This window comes from Muribaculum gordoncarteri, from assembly GCF_004803695.1.
GTDB classification, from domain to species: domain Bacteria; phylum Bacteroidota; class Bacteroidia; order Bacteroidales; family Muribaculaceae; genus Muribaculum; species Muribaculum gordoncarteri.
In genome coordinates this window covers 2569423-2588268 of sequence record NZ_CP039393.1, presented here as the reverse complement: position 1 = coordinate 2588268, position 18846 = coordinate 2569423, and the positions used below count along the sequence as shown (strand labels likewise).

Sequence of the window (18846 nt, the reverse complement as noted above, 5' to 3'; positions counted from 1 at the left end):
TAGCTTATTGTGTGACAATCAATCGTCGACATCGCGCACGCAACGCACGGGACCGGCAAATGCACGGCGTGTCGACTCATATCCTGTTTCAAACGGAAGGGCCGCCGATGCGTTGTGGATGTGGAAGCAGTTTACTGTACCGTTGGTACTCGGCGTCGATGTGTGATAGTTGCCGCAGTTGCCGTTGCGGCGCAGTGTGCCGTTGCTGTTGCGGAATCCGTTGCTGGGGAAGTACACCGTCTTTCCGCTTTTCCATGCCTCCACATAGATTCTGTGTCCGTAGATTCCCGACTGGAATGTGCCGTTGACGCGGCTGGTGGCGTTGGTGCCCCAACCGGAGTTCTTGCCGTCGACTGTGAATGAAAGCCACATGTCGGCCGGAGGAACCATCCATCCTGCGGGACACGGGTCGAAGAGCGACTTCTCGGTTGCGCCGTTGTCGCTCAGCCAGCCGTCGACAGCCATTGTGCCGCAATCGAGCCATGTCGAGCCTTTCGGATGCACGAGAAACTTTTTTGTGGCCTGAGCGAAAGGCTTGCCTCCCCAAAGGCGGTCTTCACCGCCCCAGTACCAGTCGCCATTGTTAACCCATGTCTTGGGCTGGCGCCAGGTGTCGGTACTCATGGCTCCTGAAGAACTTTCGGTATTAGTGGCCCCGAGGAATATGGTGGGATGCTTAAGCGTATATTCGATTTTGCCTATCGTGGCATTGGTCTTCTGATAGTCAAACAGCTCGCCGCAATTTTCCTTGCCTCCGTCGGTGGTCATTTTGATTTCCTTATTGGAGTTGTCGGCTATCACTCCGATATTATTTTTGTGGAACATGTATGCGCCCGAGCTGCAGTTGGTCACCTTCCATCCTATGGGGAACGGGTCCTTGCGTCCCCACTGGAATACGGCTCCGTAGCTGTTTGCACCGGTGGCCGATGCGCTGTGGGCTCCGATGTTGCACGACATGAGTGCTCGTCCCTTGACAACGCGTCCGGCGTCTTTCTTGATTCCGCCGTTGTCCCATCCGAAGGTCTTGTAGGCTATGGCCTTGGATATTTCGGCGGGTTTCTCGTTGTTGACCCAGATGTGCCATGACCACACGATTTCGTTTGCGCTGTTGTAGCCGGCAATAACAGCATTGCCGTTGGTCTTGGCCGACTTCACGTGTATGCGGTCATACTCGTCCTTCCACACGCGACGCTTTGCGGGATCGGTCTGATTGGAGTTGTCGCCGATTACGTTCTGCTCCTGCCACAGTACTTTCACGGTTTCGATGCGCTTTGACGCCACTTTCTTGTTTACGTAGTCGGAGTATTTCCAGCCGCCGCCCGTTTCGGTGCGGTTGTAGGGGTCAAACATTATCTCCTCGTTGTGGCCGAGCACGAAGCAGTTGGCGGGTGCGGCGAGCACACGGTCGTCGCGGCCCTCCGAGTTTATCTTGAGCGTGATGTTGTAGTTGTGGTTGCGGCGCACGTTGTAGTCATTCGTGTCGTTTTCGCCAAGGTATATAGTGTAGAGGTAGTTTGAGCCGTTGGACTTCGATGATACGAATAGCTGTACGTACAGCGCTTTGTCGGGTGCGCCGTTGTTCTTTAGTTTCGGGTCGGTGTTGGACGATGTGCCGCGTCGGTTGGCGGGCATGTAGAATGTGTAGACCTTTCCCGACGAGAAGTTGTTGTCGAGAGTCACCGAGCGTGTTTCAAAGTCCTCGCCCGTGGGATAGTTCTCCTCCTTGGGCGTTTCCTCCATGCGCATGTTCATGGGCATGTTGTTGATGATGACGCGGTTTACCACCAGGTTGGAGGCTGCGGCTGCAGTGACATACTTGAAACTGATTTTGGCCATCATTCGTGTCAGGTGAATGTCGATGGGGTGCAGGTCGGTTTCCTTTCGGATGGTCGACTCGACATGGCCCTCCATGAGCAGCCGTTCATCCTCGCCCATCTCAACGTTATCCTCGGTAAATGGATATTCGTAGGACACAAACTTTTCCACTGTAGAAAAGTCCTTGTCCTGCGCCCACGTTTCGTCGCCGGTGTTGGCCAGCACATAAACGTGGCTGTCGTTGCCCTCGGCGAGGCGTATGTTCAGCTTCCTGATCTCCGACGACTCAACCTTGTAGAATCGCGGTACTATGAGCTGATTGCCGTTTTCGTCATATTGGAATACCCAGATGTCGTTTATGGCCTCCTCGGCGGCCTTTTCGGGGTCGTCGGTGGTGTCGTCGCCTTTACCTTCGGCGCGTGAGGGTATGTCGTTGACGAGCGGCTTGCCTATTAACGACGGCTTTTCGACATGGAATCGCAACGGCACCTCGATAGTAGCGGCGCGGTCGCCCGGCTGAACGAACGGGTCGTCGACATCGATTTCGACGATGCTTTCATCAGAGCAGGAGGCAAGAGCCAGCATCCCTGCGGCAAACATAGCTATATGGCTGAATAGCTTCATTATCTGTATGCGAAAAAATAATAGAAAAGCTTCCCGGATTCCCGGAGAATCCGGGAAGCTGTCATCAACCGATTGTAAATTCAAGATTTGACGGTACTACCCAGGGGTCAACGATTATGTGGCCGACCTTGTCGGGGTATATCGTTATGAAAATCTGATATAAATGTCCGGCTTCAAGGCCCTTGTATTCACCGGGCTTGAGAAGCTCCGACATCTCTATCGGATACCAGTCATACTCGACGCTGCCTTTAAACAGCAGGCCTATTTCAAGGACTGCGTTGGGGTCGGTATAGTAGGTATAGAGTGAGGCAATAGGTGAGTCCTCCTTGACATTTTCGAGTATCCAGTCACTGAAAAGCTCGTTTTCGGTGACTACAGGTGTCATTTTGTCGGAAACATCGGAGAATTCCACTGTTACCGTGTTGGTCGTTTCGTCGTTCGGATATGACAAGTCCCAATTGAGTTTCGTGTAGGCTTTTGAAACCCTTATGGCAGCGCCGGCTATGCGGCTTGTTTCCGAGGGCAGGCAGCGGGCGTGCAGATCCACTCTCGCCATGGGCGGAGCGAGCGGAATCTCGACATAGCTCGTCTTGCTGTCCTCTTCATCGGCTGCTACATTCACGATATTGTCATGTATCAGAACCATGCGATGGCTTGACTGGACGCTTTGAAGCACTTTGTCCGAAAATGATAGCGAAGATCTCAGTTCGGCGTAATACCTGTACACAGGCTTGATATTGCTCCACACCGTGTCGCCCTTGTAGGTCTTGACATTGCCGTACTCGTCGGTAATCGGCGTGTGGCAGTCGATGGCTACGCGGTCGCGGAGTATCTTGGGCGCGTTGGCCAGGACTACAATACGCTTTTTGCCTTCGGGAATACGCAGTGAAGCAACTCTCTTGTCAGGGTCAATCCTATCTCCGCCTTCATAGACGCCGTCCTCATCATATATGAGCACTATGCCCTCTTGGAGAGTGAGGTCGGAGTGGACATCTGATGTCGCATCCTCGTCTGCACGCGGACTGCGGGCCTCGATGGTTACGAAAAGGTCACCTTTGGGCTCCTCGGCGAGGGGTTCCTCTGAAGAGCACGCAGTGAGCATTGTCGCCATGATGCCGCCGGCCACGATAAGTATGTCATGCAGTTTTTGCAACATTTCTCTTTGAGGTTTAAATGCTCGGATAGATGGGTTTAGGCTTCCATCCGGGGAATCGGATTGAGATATTGGTGCCTGAAACTGAAATCAGGATGTCGACCACGGCCTCTTCCACTCCGGTGAGCCGGATATTGTTTGCTGAAATGTAACCTGCCAGGTCCACCGATGTGATGCGGTTGCCGGTGGCGGCGCTGCACACCTCGAGGGTGGCGCTTGTGTGCTCGTTGAAACGCGGAAGCCATGCCGATGCTTCAAGCATGGCGTTCTCACCTTCGGAAAATCCGAGTGTGTATATGCGTTGCGGACCGAGTATCTCGCCGCTGTTGGAAACTCCGGTGGCAAATTCACCGACTTTCAGCATAAAATCGGAGGCCGAAAACTCATCGCTCGTCGATTGGATATAGGCGTTCAGCGTCACGTGGACTGAATGCATGGGTGCTGTCCACTCATGGCGTCCGTCGACACTCTCGAGGTCGAAGTCGAGTTTACCGAGATAGAGCTTGTTGAATGTCTTGGGATTCTCTCCGGGAAGCACTACTCGGCCGCCCGAAAGGGTTTCCTGGGACTCCAGCACGCAATCTCCGCCTAAATTTCCCCACGCTGTCAATGAGTAAGTGCCTGCCGATGGAAGACGCAGCTTCACGCCTTGAAATTCATCAAGGCGATTTTGGTCGAGCGTCGCCTGTGTCACTATCTCGCCTTCGCTGTCATAGATGCAGTAGGTAACCGAGGTGATGTATTCGGGGAACACATCCTCGTCACCGTCAGCAAGGTATTCAAACCGTATCACGGTGTTGTTGCATGCGCCTACATCGACTTCGGTGATGCAAGCCTGGCACAGGAGCGACAGGTACACTGTGACAAGGATTCGGGATAATACTTTTGACATGAGGCTAAGTTGTCGTGGTGATGATTAAATCTGCGGATATACCTTCTTGATGCTCCAGGCCTTGACTGTCACTGTGATGTTGACATTGATGTCGGTAGGCATGATGCGGTCCGAAAGGTTCTGAGTGGTGATCTCGAAGTTCTGTACCTGATAGATGTTGCCGTTGTAGAACTGTACGGGCTCGGCCTGAGTGTCGTGATAGTTCTCTACGAAACCGTTGATGTTGAGGTAGCGGATACCGGCCTTTTCTTCGGGAACGCCCTGCTCCTTGTCCCATGCGGTTACATCGCGCAAGTGGCGGTCGCCGTTCTCGTCCTTCAGATAAACCTTCAGGTTGGAAACCTTTACGATAAGACGAAGTCCGTAGTGCTCGGTGTCGTTGCGGGGTTCATACTTTCCGAAGAAGGGGAATGCCCACACCTTGCCATCTTCCTCAGGATAGAAGGCTGTTACTTCGCGTGCGTCGTCGCCTTCACCCATTGTTTCCTTAACGGCCTTGATGTCGGTGTTGACGAGATAGGGATAGCCGGTGTAGAAGTTGATAAGCTCGGTTGCGGGGTCGGCGTTGTCATAGTCGGGTGATGCCCAGAATTCGCGGTTGGAAATCTGGCTTACATACATCTGCTTGTAGAAACCTGCCAGATAGATACCATCGACCTGATACTCTACAACATCGGGTCCCGGGGTAATCTTGGCGATTTCAAGACGGGCGCACATGGGGCGGAGTTCAAGTGTGGCGCTCATGGCGTTACCTCCGGTAACTTCGAGGGGCTTCATGTCGTAGAGGGCTACATGGCTCATGTTGTCCTTGTACTGGTTCTCAAGATTGATTATCTTGTTGAGGACGTCGTTGTAGAAGCGGAGTGTACCATTGTGGAACTCTTCGGGGTTGATTTCGTCCTCGGTTATGTTGGCTATGATGGCTACGTTGGTTACATCGCCGGGTATATCTTTGAAAGTCTTACCTTTGCGAAGCTCGTCAAGGAGAATCACGTGGTCGGTCTTGTCAAGCAATTTGGGGTCGGTCACGATTTCATAGTGCTTGCGGATAGCCTGCTTGGGTGTTCCGAAGATGATGAAACCGTTGTGGAACTCGGTGATGTCAGACTCTAATTTAGGATCCTCTGTCATTCGAGAAGATGGTCCGACTACATTCTCAAGTTTGATGAAAACACATCCTTCGGTAGATTCGCCTTCGATGTTTTCATCATCCGATGAGCATGCGCTTAGTCCGAAGAGCACTGAACCGAGCGCTAGCATAAACATAAATTTTTTCATAATTGGTTGATAATGATAAATGTTTTGAAGTATTTAAATATTTCGTATGTGATTTCGTAGCTGTAAAGGGTCGTGGAATCGGAATGCCGAAACCATTACCTTGACTGCCCGCAAAACGCTCTCGGCCTTCCGGTTAGAAACGCCAGGAGATGTTAAGGGCGAAGCCTGTGAGCTTGAATTGATTCTTGTCGATGCGCTGGCAAAGACAACGGTCGCCGGCATCGTTATAGACATATTTCTTGACCTCGGTCGAGCGATATCCCGCACGGATATTGAATTCTACGGCAAGACCTCTCCACACGGGATAGAGATATCCGGCCGATAGACCGGCTCCCCAGAAGTGACCCGTGTATTTGCGTTCGAGGTCGATGTCGTTATAGTCGCCGAGCTGGCCGTAGATTCCACCGAAGAATCCTTGAAACGTGGCATCCTTGCGGAGCCAGTAGCGTGGTTCGACAATGTACGATGTAAATCCCTGGAATTTGTCGCCATGGGAATAGTGGTGTTCACTGTAGGCGGCCGAGAGCAACACCGAATATTGCTTCTTGAAGTAAAACTCGCCATGCACATTGGATGCCCACGTGGTGTATTTAAGGTCAGGCATCACGCCTATCCATTCGAGCAGATTTGTCCCTACATTCCACTTTGGATACTTTACAATATCTCCCTGTTGCCTGTCCGCACTGCTGTCAGCGGAAAGTATGCGCTCGTTGGTTCCCTGTTCGCGCAATTCACTTTCCGTGGCTCTTCCATTGTCGGATTGCACACCTGCCTCAACATTCACTGGAGCGATAACAACGCAAGCAAAACAAGAGGCAATTACCATTTTTCTTAAGAATGAACGATTAGTTCGCATAATGTTTTTGTTGTCTTTAATATTGTTCCTCCTTCCCGGGGTTGGAGTCACAATGTTAAAATTGTTTATCGATTCATGGCTACTCGCTTTCTGTGGTAGTCGATTATGGAAAAATTTTGGTCGCAAAGATATAATATTTGATGAAACGATAATTTCATTATTATGTATTTTTATTTCTTACCCCCCCCTATTTTAACATTATTTAAACTAACGTAGATTAACTGCGCCGACGCATTTGCTTATTTTCAACCGATAACCCCATCAAATGTTTACAATTTTTATCAACCGGCGATGGCATAGTTGTTAAAATTTGTGGCATTGAATTGTCGTTATGCTCAACTCTTTCTTAACTTTGCACCTGAATGATGTTGATAAATTCCGGCTATGAATCTCTATAATTTGAAACTGCTGAAAGCAACCTTCGTGACGCTTGTCATGCTCTTGGTCATGTCGTGCAACTCCCCTGCAGGGCGTAACGCTTCGGCCGCTACTGACACTCCCGTCGATACCATTTCCCGACCGGAATCGGCCATGGAGCTTGTGGTGCCCGAGGCTCCGGCTACGATGACCGACCCGCAGGAGATGGCAGGTTATGTCGCAATCCATTTTTGGGATAATATGGACTTCTCCGATACAATAAGGGTGAACGATGACCGGTTTATGGAGCACCACTTTGCCAACTATTTTTCGGTGTTTCCCTACGTGTCGGCCGATGATGCCGTCAAGGCGGCCGGGCGGTTGGTGAAGCTGTCGGAGGTGACGCCTGCGTCACTGGGCCGGGTGCTGCGTGTGACGCGACGCTTTCTCACGAGCCCTAACTCGTCGATGCGCGATGAGGAGCTTTACTACATCTTCCTTGAGGCGGCTTCCAGGTCCGACTCACTTGATGACGCTTCGCGGGTAAAAGTCGAGGATGGAATCAAGGAGGTGCTTAAGAACAGGCAGGGCACACCGGCGGCCGATTTCAAGGTGATTGACAATCGGGGAAAGGCCACCACGCTTTATGGCGAGGCGAAGGCCGGCCAGTGTAGGCTGGTGGTTTTCTATGACCCCGAGTGTAGCCATTGTCATGAGATAATCGAGGAGCTGAAGCAACTGGATGTCCTCGCTTATGCCGTGGAGGCGGGATTGGTTAAGGTGATGGCGGTGTATGCCGACGGCGACAGTGATGTGTGGGAACGGTCGCGCGACTCAATGCCCGGGGATTGGATGAATTGTATGTCACCCGGTGGTGAGATAGAGGAGAAGGAGATATATTCGCTTCCTGCAATGCCGGTGCTATATCTCATCGCTCCCGACAACAGCGTCATATTGAAGGATCCTCCGCTGCCGCTGCTTGCCGATTGGCTCTATAATGAGATGTCGGCTGAATGATGATATAACGCTTCCTTGAGGGCGGCGAGAAAGGCCGCGCCGTGTAGCCGGTCGGGCTCCATGTAGTTGCCTTCGCCCCATTCGTTCCATGACTTCAGGAGTATGATGCGGTGTTCGGGTGACTTGTCGGCCACTCGGCTTATGGCATCGGCTGCATGGCGGGCAAAAAGCTGAGGCGTGTTGCCGGTGTAGATTTGTGCTTTGCGTCCGGCTCGGGGAGAGCGGTCGTAGCCCGGTAGGATTGTAGGGTAGACATCCTCGCGACGGTCGGTGTCGTCACACATCCACTTGATTATTTCGGCATAGTCGTAGCGCTGCAATGCCGCGTTCAGGTGTTGCGACAGGAAGCTGCGTGCCATTTTGAGCCACTTTGAGCCTGCGACATGACATTCTGCTCTCCACATGTTGTAGTTGCAGTTGTTTACCGAGTCAAATCCGGCGTCGATCAGCTCGTCGACGGTCATGTCCTTGCGGCTCACCCTTATGGCCGTCAGATGCAGTCCTTTAAGTCCGGCTTCGGCTGCGAGCGATCTCCACAGCTTGATGAACCCTTTCAGGTCGGGTATGTCACAGGGTGCCCATATCGCAAAGAGCGGGCATTGGTCGACGGTGATGTAACGCTTGTCGCGGAATGCCGGCAGGCAGTAGTTGAAGTGGGCTATATGGTCGTCGACGCCGGGGTAAAGCTGGTTGAATATGGTGATGCTTTTGTGTCGTCGGCCACCCGCTGCGGTCCACGACCCGGTGTGCCAGGAGTGGTTGGCCCATCCCATGCAGAAAGGGTAGTCGGGCGCCCCCGACGACAGCACATCCTCCAGCGGGCGGTTGAGCGCCATCGTTCCGTTGCCAAACCAGTAGTGCCAGTACATGAATCCCTCGATTCCCGCGTCGGCGGCAAGTCGGGCCTGCAACTCGCGTATTTCGGGGCGTGACAGGTCGTAGAAGCCGAGTGTGTTGTCGGGCAGCTTGGGCTGCTCGTGACCCTTGAACAGCGGGCGCGCCTTTGTCACGTTGTCCCACTCGGTGAATCCCTCTCCCCAGTAGCGGTCGTTGACCTCGGTGCGGTGGAACTGTGGCAGATACATGGCTATCACTCTCGCCTTGAGCCGCTCGTTATCGGTGTGGTCGTTTCTCTCCTTCATAGTAGTACTCCGACTTGTCTGGATTGGAATGAAATATCGTGTAGAAGTAACGGTACTTGGCCTGGGTGAAGTAGACCTTTTCGCCAAACATCGCGTTGTAATAGGCTTTGCCGGGAATCAGGAGCGCGAGAGCGAGGAATGCGGCGTAGACTGTGCGTGACGCTACCGACGATGAGTTTTCGCGCATGGCCTGAAGCAGTAGCGGCAGTGCGATGATAAATGTTATTTCGTAATAGTAGTTCAGTCGGGCGAAGTTGCCGAAGAGGAAGTTTCCGCCCATGAGCGAGGCGATAGCGATGAGGAATATCTTGAACCCTTCGGGCGATGTGCGGCGGTTGTAGATGAGCAGCAGAATGAACATGGCTGCGCTGAATATGCGCGAGAATATTCCCGGCATTGTGGCCTTGGGGTCCATGCGGTCCTGCTCCTCGATGTACATCGTGTAGCGGTCGTCGCCCATCTCGTCGCCCTGAACTACATCGACGACATCATACAGCAGGTCGCTGAATGATGAGAGGCTGAACGACATGAGGAGAACGTAGACCGCTATCAGCGATATTATGGCAACCTTGTTCAGCCGGAATCTGACGAGCGGAAGCAGGAAGAATGGAGCGCACACCAATGCCGAGGTGTGGATGTTGACTGCTGCGGCAAATGCCGTCACGGCCCACAACCAGCGCAACCGGTTGCGGGAGTAGACCATAAAGTATATGACCCAAAGCACTATCGCCATCGCAAGAAACTGACGCTTCATGTTCATGTAGAGCAGCATGTTCATGGGCTGTATGATTAGAATCACTATGCCAACCCACATGTAGGCTTTTGGGACGGCTCTCTTGTAGAGGAAGCAGAGCGTGTACATCTCGAAGGCGGCCATCACGGAGTTGAATACGATGAATCCCACAGGGCGGAAAATGTCGAGTAACATTCGGTAGAGCGGTTCCCACATTACATGTTCGCCGGGGCGGTTGAAGTTTTCATAGTACACCGGATAGTCGCGGGTGGTGTAGAACTCGATTGAGAACATGACCCATGCCGCTATGAATATGGCGTTGATGAACTGAAGCCGCTCGTAGTTGCTCCTGTACCACAGGAAGAGCATCGACAATGTGAATATGACAAACAGATTGTAGACCATTACCGTGACATTATTGATTGATAGGCTTCGATGAGTTGCTTTGCGATTGTTTCGGGAGCGTGACGCTTGCGCGATGTCGACAGTGCCGCCGATGAGAGGCGTGACATCATGTCGGGGTCACCGCTAAGCCGCAATATCGCTGACGCAAGTGCGTAGGGGTCGTTGACCTGAGTGAGCAGGCCGTTGACTCCGTGGGTGATGATCGAGGGTATGCCCCCCGTTGCCGAGGCTATGCACGGAACTCCGAGCGCCATTGCCTCACACAGCGAGTTAGGACTGTTGTCGATGTAGGAGGGCTGGATGTAGAGGTCGCAGTCGAGCAGCTCCTCCTTTATTGTGTCGGCGTCGAGCACGCCGAGAAAGCGCACGTTATGTCGTGCAAATGTGTCCTTCTCCATCCACTCCACATAGTCACTGCAGGCGGGAGAGCCTATTATGTGCCATTCGACCTTACGGCCGGCGGTGTCATGGAGGCAACGCGCGGTCTTCAATATTATGTCGAGCCCCTTCCACAGGCTGCCGTGTACGGTGGTGCATAGGCGCAGTGTGTCGCGGCCGTTGTGGAGGCTCCATTGCCGCGTCATGTCGAGGAAGCACGGGCGTAACGCCTCGTTGCAGGTGAAGTAACGCGAGCCGGGCGAGAGGAGCGATGTCACGCTTTTGTCCCACTCGGTGCGTCCCATGAAGTTGTGACATGCAAGCATCACCCTGCGCTCGCGTTCGACGCGTTGACGGCTCTTGCGCGGTTCGAGCAACGCACGCAGTGCCTTGTGGGGGCGCAGTCGCGACAGCTGCCATGCCGCTTCGGTGTAACTGTTGTAACGCGGCGGATAGAGCGTGTTGTGACATGGTGCCATGAGCCCCTGCAGATGCGTCACCACCGGCACATCGGTGAGTGCGGCGATAAGACCGAAGCACCATTCGCTGCCGAAGCACTCTATTATGTCGGGCTTGAAGTCGTTGACTATCTCCATGCAGCACGGCATCAGGTAACGCTCTTGGTGCGAGAACTCGATTTTGTTGCGGAGGCGGTAGATGAGCGAGTCGATACGGATGGGATAGTAGGTGACGCGGTCGCGTACTCGCTTTTGGTTGTCGACGGGATGCTCAAATGCCACGGCCAGTTCAATGCCGGGAATGTCACGCACGATGCGCTCAAGCGCACCTATCCATCCGCCGCCGTTGTTAAATGGCCGGTATCCGTCGTCATAGAGCGACGGGTTTGTTGAAAACCACAGCACTCTCATTTCGGTAAATTGAAGTCTAAACCATTAAGCCGCATCTTTAGTTGGGTCAGAAACCTGAAGATGACGCGGTCGTCCCTCACCACATGGTGCTCATGCCACAGGAAGAAATCCACTTTGCGGCGTATCTCATTTTTTTTGGCCGAAAAGGCCGAGCCGCGTGCCATCTTGTCGTGGTACTCTTCGATGCTTTTGCTCCAATAGTGGTTGATGCGTATAGTGTTGTGTCGCGGCAGTGGATGATGGTCAGGGTACACGACAAAGCTTCCCGACTCATTTACCATCGGCACCTTGAATTTGATTCCGAAAATCGATACGGAGCCGTAGAGGTAGTGCACAAAGAGCTCCTCGAGAGGAAACGCCGTGTTCCATATCGGTTTTCCGGTGTTGCGCAACTCCTGCCATGATGTGGTGTACTGCTCTATAAGCGTCTTCTCGGAGTCGGGATGCAGTCGCCCCGCAGTTCCGAACATCAGCCAGTACAATATCACTCCGGGATACTTTTCGTAACGCTTGATCCACTCTTTTATGTCGGTTGCCTCATGGGGGCAGATGTACTCGTCAAGGTCGATGAAGGCAATCCATCGGCACGACTTGCCGAAATTGGCCGAGCAGTGCATGTAACACTCCATCTGTCCGTGTTCACGGGGCCATTCGGTGAGCGTTACTACTCCTTTTTCAATATAGGGTTGGAGTATCGACATGAAATCGTCGGTCGAGAAGTTGTTGTAGAGGAATATGTGGTCGACCCCTATCAGCAAGTGATATTCAATCCATTCGCGCATGTAACGCACTTCATTGCGGAATATGGCACATATCGCAAACATGTAACGCGCATCGCTGTTTACGCATGGCCGACGCATGGCAAACAGGCCGCGGTAGAACAGATTTACCGCCGGCGTGACTATGTGTCGTTTTATCGCTATCTTAATTGTCTTGTTCATGGCCGCTGTTGTTTGCGTATATGGTTCAATATCACGTTACGTTCCTCTCTCGTTATGCCGAATGCATAGACCGACGCCGATAACGACAGAGTCAAGATGACGCACATTATAAATGTGTTGGCAATCGTGTCGGCGTCAAATATCCACAGCTGCAGCGCAATCGGCAACGGCAATGTGAACAATGTCACGTAGACGATGGGCGCGAATGTGTCAGTCATATACGATTTCATCGTTATTGTGGAGTTGGCTATGGCATATTTCAACCTGATATACAGGGATATGTATCCTGTTACTATAAACGGCAGGTAGACACAATAGGGGGGCAGCCCTGCGTATAGCGCGAGGCACATGAGCGGCAGATTGGAGAGCTGCAACAGTGACAGCGTAATCTGGCTGCTCTTTATCCTCCCCGATGCAAGCGTTACGGTGTCGAGTACCGACGAGGCGGGCATGATGAGGATGTAGATCATTATGATGCGCACAAAAGGCACCGTGTACGACGGCACCGATTTCAGCCACAGCGACAGCAGCGTATAGGTGCGGAACAGCAGCGGCAGACACAGCAGAAGCGTGAGATAGGTGCCAAAACGTGTGCCACGGCTTACGAGCGAATTGAAGAATGCTGTATCGCCCGAAGCGTAGGACCGGGTGAGCTGCGGCCTTATCGACATCATCAGATTTTCAACAAGCGACCTCACGACATTCTCAATCTGTGACGCCAACCCCTTGGCGGCGTTCATGAGCACGTTGAAAAATAGGTTGAGGACGATGCCTATGCTCTCGATTGTGATTATCGAACTGCTTGAGCCGAGGAAATTCCAGCCCGATATTCCGAGTATTTCGCGGTATATGCGCTTGTCGGTTATCTTGACCATGCGACATTCGCTGAAGTGGCATCGGCAATAGATGCCGTAGAAAATTCTCACCGCCACGCTCAGCGTAGTCAGCATCGCGGCGTAAAATATAAGCCGGTTGCTCGATGTGTGCATGAGCGCGACGGCTATCCCCAACTTGACTACCGACTCGGCTATGTTGACGGCTGCAAAGAGGCCCATGCGCTCCTTGGCGGTGATGACGGCATTATAGGGGACGCTCAGCACATTGAAAAGAAATGACACGACCGATAGCTGATAGACTACATGCACTGCCGGCATGTCCTCGGGCGGGAAGTTCAGTTTGGTGTTGACAATCCACAGTCCCAGTGTTTCAAAGAGGATGAGGATGCCGGCTGCGAGCAACCGGTGCAGCTTGACCGATGCGGTGAAGATTCTCGACAGTTCGTCGATGCCGTTACGTTCCATGGCGATGTTGAAGAAGCGCTGGGTCGACGAGATGAACGAAGTGCTGAAGAGGCTGAACATCGTGACGGTGCTCCCCACCAGGGCATACACGCCGAAGTCCTCAAATCCGAGAGCTTCCAGAACTATGCGCGAGGTGTAGAGCGAGATGACAAGCGTGACCACCGACCGGCAGTACAGCAACATGGAGTTGCGTGCTATGCGCCGGTTGTTGTAGCTGTTGCGTGTCATGTCGGTTGTCGTTGAGAGGAATTATGCCTTGCCATAGCCGTAACCGTAGCCGTAGCCTTTGCGCACATGGGTGCCGTTGAGCACAAGCGCAATGTGGGGAAGGCGTTTTTCGGCATAAAGTCGGTTGACAAATTCGATGTCGCTGAATGTCGTGTGGTTGGCACGGCACACATAGATTGTAGCGTCACTTACGCGGGCGAGCGAATAGGTGTCGCTTACCATGCCTACCGGTGCGCTGTCGATGATGATGTAGTCGTAGCGTGAGCGCAGTTCGCTGAACAGGTTGTCGACGCGCGTCGACATGAGCAGCTCCGACGGGTTGGGCGGTACCGGGCCTGAGGTTATTATGTCGAGTCCCTTTACTTCGGGGTGGTGTACCGTTATGTCGTCGATTGTGTATTGCGACGACGAAAGATAGGTGGTGAGTCCGGTTTCCGATGCCACTCCGAGATAGTTGGTGAGCTGCGGATTGCGTATGTCCATTCCCACAAGCACCACGCGCTTGCCCGAAATGGTGAGCGATGCGGCCATGTTGATGGCGACAAACGATTTCCCTTCGCCGGCTGTCGACGATGTCACGAGCAGCACTTTGGCGTTGATACCTCCGGTTATGAATTGCAGGTTGCTTCTAAGCAGGCGGAACAGCTCGGCGGTCGACGACGATGAGTTGCCGGCGGTGACAAGCTTGTCGCCGCTGCGGTCGAGCGACACTTCGCCGAGTATGGGTATCGTGGTGAGCCGTTGCAACTCGCGCATGTCGGAGAACTTGTTGCGTATCAGCGAGCGGAAGTAGAGCCACAGCGGCACGATGAACAGTCCGAGCAGAAACGCAAGGATGAGCACTTTGGCCGGCGTCATGTTCACTTGGTCGGAGAGCGCGTAGGCCTTGTCGATTATCATTCCCTTGGGCACGGCGTTGGCTATGCGCAGGGCCGACTCCTCACGCTCCTTCAGCAGAAACAGGTAGAGGTTCTCCTTCACGGCCTGTCGACGCTTGATGTTGACAAACTCACGCTCCCTCGCCGGGATGTCGCCGAGGCGCGACTGCGAATCCCCGCTCTTGCCGCGAAGTTCATTCAGCGTAACGCGCGCCGACGCTATCGAGCGCTCCAGCGTCGTGGCCACGTTGGTGCGCATGGCGTCGATCTGCTCGTTGAGGGCCGTGAGCACCTTGTTGCCCGGCTTCGCGCTCTTTTCAAGCCGTATGCGTTCAAGAATCAGTGAGTTGTAGGCTTCTATTGCCTCGGCGGCGGCTTCGGCACCGAGCGGTGTAGGAATCAGGTTGAAGCGGTTGGCTGGATCGGCAATGAAGTCACGCGTAAGCTCGAGCACGCCTACTTCGGTTTCGGCGGCAATGAGGCTCTCTTCGAGCGTGCCTTTCCGGGTCAGGAGATATTTGGTTTCTACCTCCACATCCACAATGTCATGCGACTGCTTGTATTGCTCGATGTCGCTTTCGGCATCGTTCAGCTCCTTTGAAATGTCGACGAGCCTCTTGTCGATGAAGTCGGCTGTCTGCTGAGCTTTCCGTTGGTTCTCCTCGATGCCGCGTGCGTTATATTGTTGGATTACTGCGTTGACCACGCTCTTGGCATAGTTGATGTCGGTGCTGTTGAGCGCAACGGTTATCACATCGGCCTTCTTGTTGGGGATGTAGCACATCACCTCTTTCTGCAGCAGTTCAGCCGCGAGGTCGTATCCACAGAACCCTATCTGCATCGACAGGCTCCGTCCCTTTTCATAGGTGTCGGTTGTCGACAGGATGAAGTCGCCGTAGGGTGTAGTCACGGTTACCGGAAACCGCTTCTCCTTGACCTCGCCCACGATTTTGTCGCGGTTGTTGCGTACGGTCACGCTCACAACTCCCTCCTTGTCGGCTTTCAGCTTGAACTTCAGCGAGCGGCGCAGCGTGTCGGCTATTCCGGCGGGAGGAGTGAGCTTCACCGGTGTGCCCGAATACTTCTTTGTCCGCTTGATCAGGTTCTCCTTTACCGTATAGGTTATGTTGCATCCGAGCTCTTCGGTCACGTTGCGGAAAAGCGAGTGGGAGTTCAGTATCGACATCTCCTCGTCGACCGATGTGTTGTTGACAAACATGTCGGCCATGCTGATGGAGCGCATGAAGTCCGATGTCTTGTCGTCGTCGGTGATGAGTATGTTGGCCTGGATTTCATATACGGGCGCCTTGATGTAAATGTAGAGAGCGGCCACGGCAAGGCATGCCGCGATGGAGATGAGAAATGCCGGCCACTTGGAGCGATAGAGGCTTATGAGGTCGGCTATCTCGATGCGGTTGTCACGTTTTTTATATGCCGGGTCGTTAGGTTTCATGGTCAGGTGGCGTTTGGTTTTAGCGTATTACAAGGGCGATTATCAGTGACGCAATCACCGAGCATGCTCCGGTGACGGCCGATACGACCGATAGCTTGAAGGCGTTGTTTTGGTTGTACTTTGAATTGTCCTTGCGAATCTTGTTGGGATTCACGCACACTACATCGTTCTGTTGCAGATAGAAGTAAGGCGACGACAAGAGTTCCGAGTCGTTGAGGTTGAGGTGGTGGAATGTCTTTGTTCCGTTGTTCTCCTCGCGCACGAGCAGTATGTTGTCACGTTCGCCGTATTGTGTCAGGTCGCCGGCATCGGCGAGTGCATCGAGTATTGAGTAACGCTCGCGGTTCACTTCTATTGATCCGGGGCGGTTGACCTCGCCCATCACATTGATGCGGAAGTTGACGAGCACCACTTTCACGTAGGGGTCCTCGACCTCGGCGCTGATTTTCTTTGCGAGCAGCGACGCAAGTTGCGATGTTGTCATGCCGTCGACATGAATCATGCCTATGCCGGGAAATTTTATGTCGCCGCTTTTGTCGACAATATAGGTCTGCTGCTTTCCCTGCGACGGGGTCATTATGCTGCTTTGCGTGGCCGGATTGGAGAGCGGGAGGTTGTATTCGGCAGTTGCTTCGGGTACGAGCGATGTCACGGTTATGAGCAGTTCGTCGTCGGGACGGAGCTTTATCTCGTAATCGGTCGATGGCAGAGTGCCCGATTGCGTGCCGCTGAGGTCCTCGAAGTAGGTCAGCGACGATTTGGGAGCGCTACATGACGCAAGCATCAAAGCCGCCGACAATATAATTATGTGTAGAATTGTTCTCATATCGATGAAGAGTGATGATTGGTCGATAAGGCGTGACATGTCGTCGCCTTATTGTGATAACGTAACCCGGAGCGCGTTTATTTTGCCGTGTCGTCGGTCAGTTTCGACCAGTTGGCCGAAGGCCCGAGAGTCTGCCAGGCATACTGTCCGCTGTGGGCGCGGTGACTCTTTATATAATAGATGATGTTGCGTATCGGACGCCACAGCAGAGCCAGAGGCACGGAGAAGAAGAACCGATGGCCTCCGAGTGCGCGTGACGCACTGTTCCACGAGGCTATGAGCGGAACCCAGAGCAGAAGTGCCACTACGATGTTGGCGCCTATCACCATGAGGTTGCGCGGGGCGATTGCAATCGATGCCACGGTGAGCAGCAGCCACACCCACAGCAGTGCAAGGCAGAATCCGTAGAGGCGGTGCTGCCACTTGCCGGCATGTGACGACGTGAAGGTGTATTGCAGTTTCTTGTGCTTCATCGCTTCACGCGGATTGTTGAACGAAGTGCTCACATGGCTTTCGCGCGACAGCTCGACTGCAACGTTGCGCGGAGTGGCGCACTGATGGATGAATACATCGTCGTCGCCGTAGCTGAGGTTGAGCGACTGCGAGAATCCCTTGTTCTTGAAAAACAGGCTGCGGCGGTAGGCGAGATTGTCGCCGTCACCTCGATAGGTGTGTCCGTCGAGTGCAGCTGCCAGATAGTGAACTATGTCGATGAGCCAGTCTTGGACTTCGCCACGCGACGGGGTGTTGGCCACGTTGTCGAGGTCGGGAAATGCGTAGCCTATCACAATGTCCTTCTCGTTGTCGTTGAAGTGACGTGCCATCTTTTCGAGCCATCGTTGCGATGTTATGCGGCTGTCGGCCGTTACGAGCACTATCGACTCATAGTGAGCCGCCTTGATGCCGAGCGTTATCGCAAGTTTCTTGCGCGACACGTTGCGGGTGTCATGAGGCGTGAATGTGTGATATAGATTCTTGTGAGTCGCTTCAAGTTCGCGCAGCAGTGAGTCGGTGGCCTCGTCGTTGCCGTCGTTGACGACTATCACCTCAAAGCCGCCGTCGTAGTCCTGCGACAGCAGTGATGGAAGCAGTGCGGCCACTCCGTCGGGGTTCTCGTAGGCATACACGATGATCGATGCCGGTGAAAGCCCGAAAACCTGATTGGTGTCGTCGGCCTGTCGTCGCGCATTGCGTACGACAAGTATTATGCGTCGTGCATATATAATAAGTATTGCTATTGCGGTAGCTGCGGCCAGACATGAAAGCGTCAACGCTATCAATGCCTGATTGTCGATATTGTAAGTCACTGTGAGCGATTTGGCTATTATTTGTGCAAATTTACAAAACCTTTCACAATACACAGCATACACTCGTGAAAAAGATGATGTCGCGGCGAGATGAAGTGCGATATAAACCCATTAATTCGGTTAACAATATTTAACTTTGAGCCTGCGCGATGCTGGGGCTGCTTGAATCGAGGCGATGCAAATCTACAATAAGATTCTGTTACAACCGCTACTTGCCAACTCGCTATTATGCCTTATTTCGCGGAGTTTTGCCTTATTGTACTTATTACAATTAGGGTAGTCGCGATTCTACAGAAATACATATTGTAGCTATTACATTAACCCATAAAAGTAATATTGTACAAAGTAAGATAACTACCGGGGCTATAAACAATGTTTTACAACATAAAATTG

The 18846-nt window shown here is 53.0% G+C and carries 14 protein-coding genes; 1 reads left to right on the top strand and 13 read right to left on the bottom strand.

Annotated elements, in window-relative coordinates; genetic code table 11:
* Positions 1-18: 18 nt before the first annotated feature.
* The 5 genes from E7746_RS11410 to E7746_RS11390 form a co-directional block, all read right to left on the bottom strand.
* A complete protein-coding gene (locus tag E7746_RS11410) occupies positions 19-2439 on the bottom strand; it encodes a DUF4906 domain-containing protein (RefSeq protein ID WP_136410871.1) in 2421 nt (806 codons plus the stop codon).
* A gap of 64 nt (positions 2440-2503) precedes the next feature.
* On the bottom strand, positions 2504-3595 hold the full coding sequence (locus E7746_RS11405; protein WP_136410870.1) for a FimB/Mfa2 family fimbrial subunit: 1092 nt from the start codon (positions 3593-3595) through the stop codon (positions 2504-2506).
* A 13-nt stretch (positions 3596-3608) separates the two neighbouring features.
* A complete protein-coding gene (locus E7746_RS11400) occupies positions 3609-4484 on the bottom strand; it encodes a FimB/Mfa2 family fimbrial subunit (protein WP_123395530.1) in 876 nt (291 codons plus the stop codon).
* Between the two features lie 24 nt (positions 4485-4508).
* Positions 4509-5750 carry a hypothetical protein gene (locus tag E7746_RS11395; RefSeq protein ID WP_136410869.1) on the bottom strand — a complete coding sequence of 414 codons (1242 nt, stop codon included), beginning with the start codon at positions 5748-5750 and terminating at the stop codon, positions 4509-4511.
* A 145-nt stretch (positions 5751-5895) separates the two neighbouring features.
* On the bottom strand, positions 5896-6528 hold the full coding sequence (locus tag E7746_RS11390; protein WP_168184376.1) for a DUF3575 domain-containing protein: 633 nt from the start codon (positions 6526-6528) through the stop codon (positions 5896-5898).
* 474 nt (positions 6529-7002) lie between these two features.
* On the opposite strand from E7746_RS11390, the gene E7746_RS11385 reads away from it, so the two are divergent.
* The gene (locus tag E7746_RS11385) at positions 7003-7992 is read left to right on the top strand and encodes a DUF5106 domain-containing protein (RefSeq protein ID WP_136410867.1); all 990 of its coding nucleotides are present in this window, start codon (positions 7003-7005) and stop codon (positions 7990-7992) included.
* Here E7746_RS11385 and E7746_RS11380 read toward each other — a convergent pair.
* The 8 genes from E7746_RS11380 to E7746_RS11345 all read right to left on the bottom strand — a co-directional run bounded on the left by E7746_RS11380 (position 7968) and on the right by E7746_RS11345 (position 18453).
* Entirely contained in the window at positions 7968-9134 is a 1167-nt protein-coding gene (locus E7746_RS11380) for a glycosyltransferase WbsX family protein (protein ID WP_136410866.1), read from the bottom strand. The genes E7746_RS11385 and E7746_RS11380 overlap by 25 nt on opposite strands.
* Positions 9106-10272 (bottom strand): EpsG family protein, encoded by a 1167-nt coding sequence (locus tag E7746_RS11375; RefSeq protein ID WP_135946677.1) that lies wholly within the window; start codon positions 10270-10272, stop codon positions 9106-9108. The genes E7746_RS11380 and E7746_RS11375 overlap by 29 nt, the downstream gene beginning before the upstream one ends.
* Positions 10272-11519: a glycosyltransferase family 4 protein gene (locus E7746_RS11370; RefSeq protein WP_136410865.1), complete on the bottom strand. Its 1248-nt coding sequence runs from the start codon at positions 11517-11519 to the stop codon at positions 10272-10274. The genes E7746_RS11375 and E7746_RS11370 overlap by 1 nt, the downstream gene beginning before the upstream one ends.
* Positions 11516-12460 carry a glycosyltransferase family 92 protein gene (locus tag E7746_RS11365; protein ID WP_136410864.1) on the bottom strand — a complete coding sequence of 315 codons (945 nt, stop codon included), beginning with the start codon at positions 12458-12460 and terminating at the stop codon, positions 11516-11518. Before E7746_RS11365 ends, E7746_RS11370 begins: the two co-directional genes overlap by 4 nt.
* Positions 12457-13989 carry a lipopolysaccharide biosynthesis protein gene (locus E7746_RS11360; protein WP_136410863.1) on the bottom strand — a complete coding sequence of 511 codons (1533 nt, stop codon included), beginning with the start codon at positions 13987-13989 and terminating at the stop codon, positions 12457-12459. Before E7746_RS11360 ends, E7746_RS11365 begins: the two co-directional genes overlap by 4 nt.
* A 21-nt stretch (positions 13990-14010) precedes the next feature.
* A complete protein-coding gene (locus tag E7746_RS11355) occupies positions 14011-16320 on the bottom strand; it encodes a GumC family protein (RefSeq protein WP_136410862.1) in 2310 nt (769 codons plus the stop codon).
* 19 nt (positions 16321-16339) lie between these two features.
* Complete coding sequence (locus E7746_RS11350; RefSeq protein WP_136410861.1) at positions 16340-17146, bottom strand: polysaccharide biosynthesis/export family protein; 807 nt, start codon at positions 17144-17146, stop codon at positions 16340-16342.
* A 77-nt stretch (positions 17147-17223) separates the two neighbouring features.
* Positions 17224-18453, bottom strand: coding sequence for a glycosyltransferase (locus tag E7746_RS11345; protein WP_168184375.1), 1230 nt, complete (start codon positions 18451-18453; stop codon positions 17224-17226).
* Positions 18454-18846 lie beyond the last annotated feature (393 nt).

Bases quoted from the DNA above. Each gene is read 5' to 3' on its own strand.
- E7746_RS11410 (WP_136410871.1), bottom strand. From the start codon at position 2,439: ATGAAGCTATTCAGCCATATAGCTATGTTTGCCGCAGGGATGCTGGCT.
- E7746_RS11405 (WP_136410870.1), bottom strand. From the start codon at position 3,595: ATGTTGCAAAAACTGCATGACATACTTATCGTGGCCGGCGGCATCATG.
- E7746_RS11400 (WP_123395530.1), bottom strand. From the start codon at position 4,484: ATGTCAAAAGTATTATCCCGAATCCTTGTCACAGTGTACCTGTCGCTC.
- E7746_RS11395 (WP_136410869.1), bottom strand. From the start codon at position 5,750: ATGTTTATGCTAGCGCTCGGTTCAGTGCTCTTCGGACTAAGCGCATGC.
- E7746_RS11385 (WP_136410867.1), top strand. From the start codon at position 7,003: ATGAATCTCTATAATTTGAAACTGCTGAAAGCAACCTTCGTGACGCTT.
- E7746_RS11380 (WP_136410866.1), bottom strand. From the start codon at position 9,134: ATGAAGGAGAGAAACGACCACACCGATAACGAGCGGCTCAAGGCGAGA.
- E7746_RS11375 (WP_135946677.1), bottom strand. From the start codon at position 10,272: ATGGTCTACAATCTGTTTGTCATATTCACATTGTCGATGCTCTTCCTG.
- E7746_RS11370 (WP_136410865.1), bottom strand. From the start codon at position 11,519: ATGAGAGTGCTGTGGTTTTCAACAAACCCGTCGCTCTATGACGACGGA.
- E7746_RS11365 (WP_136410864.1), bottom strand. From the start codon at position 12,460: ATGAACAAGACAATTAAGATAGCGATAAAACGACACATAGTCACGCCG.
- E7746_RS11360 (WP_136410863.1), bottom strand. From the start codon at position 13,989: ATGACACGCAACAGCTACAACAACCGGCGCATAGCACGCAACTCCATG.
- E7746_RS11355 (WP_136410862.1), bottom strand. From the start codon at position 16,320: ATGAAACCTAACGACCCGGCATATAAAAAACGTGACAACCGCATCGAG.
- E7746_RS11350 (WP_136410861.1), bottom strand. From the start codon at position 17,146: ATGAGAACAATTCTACACATAATTATATTGTCGGCGGCTTTGATGCTT.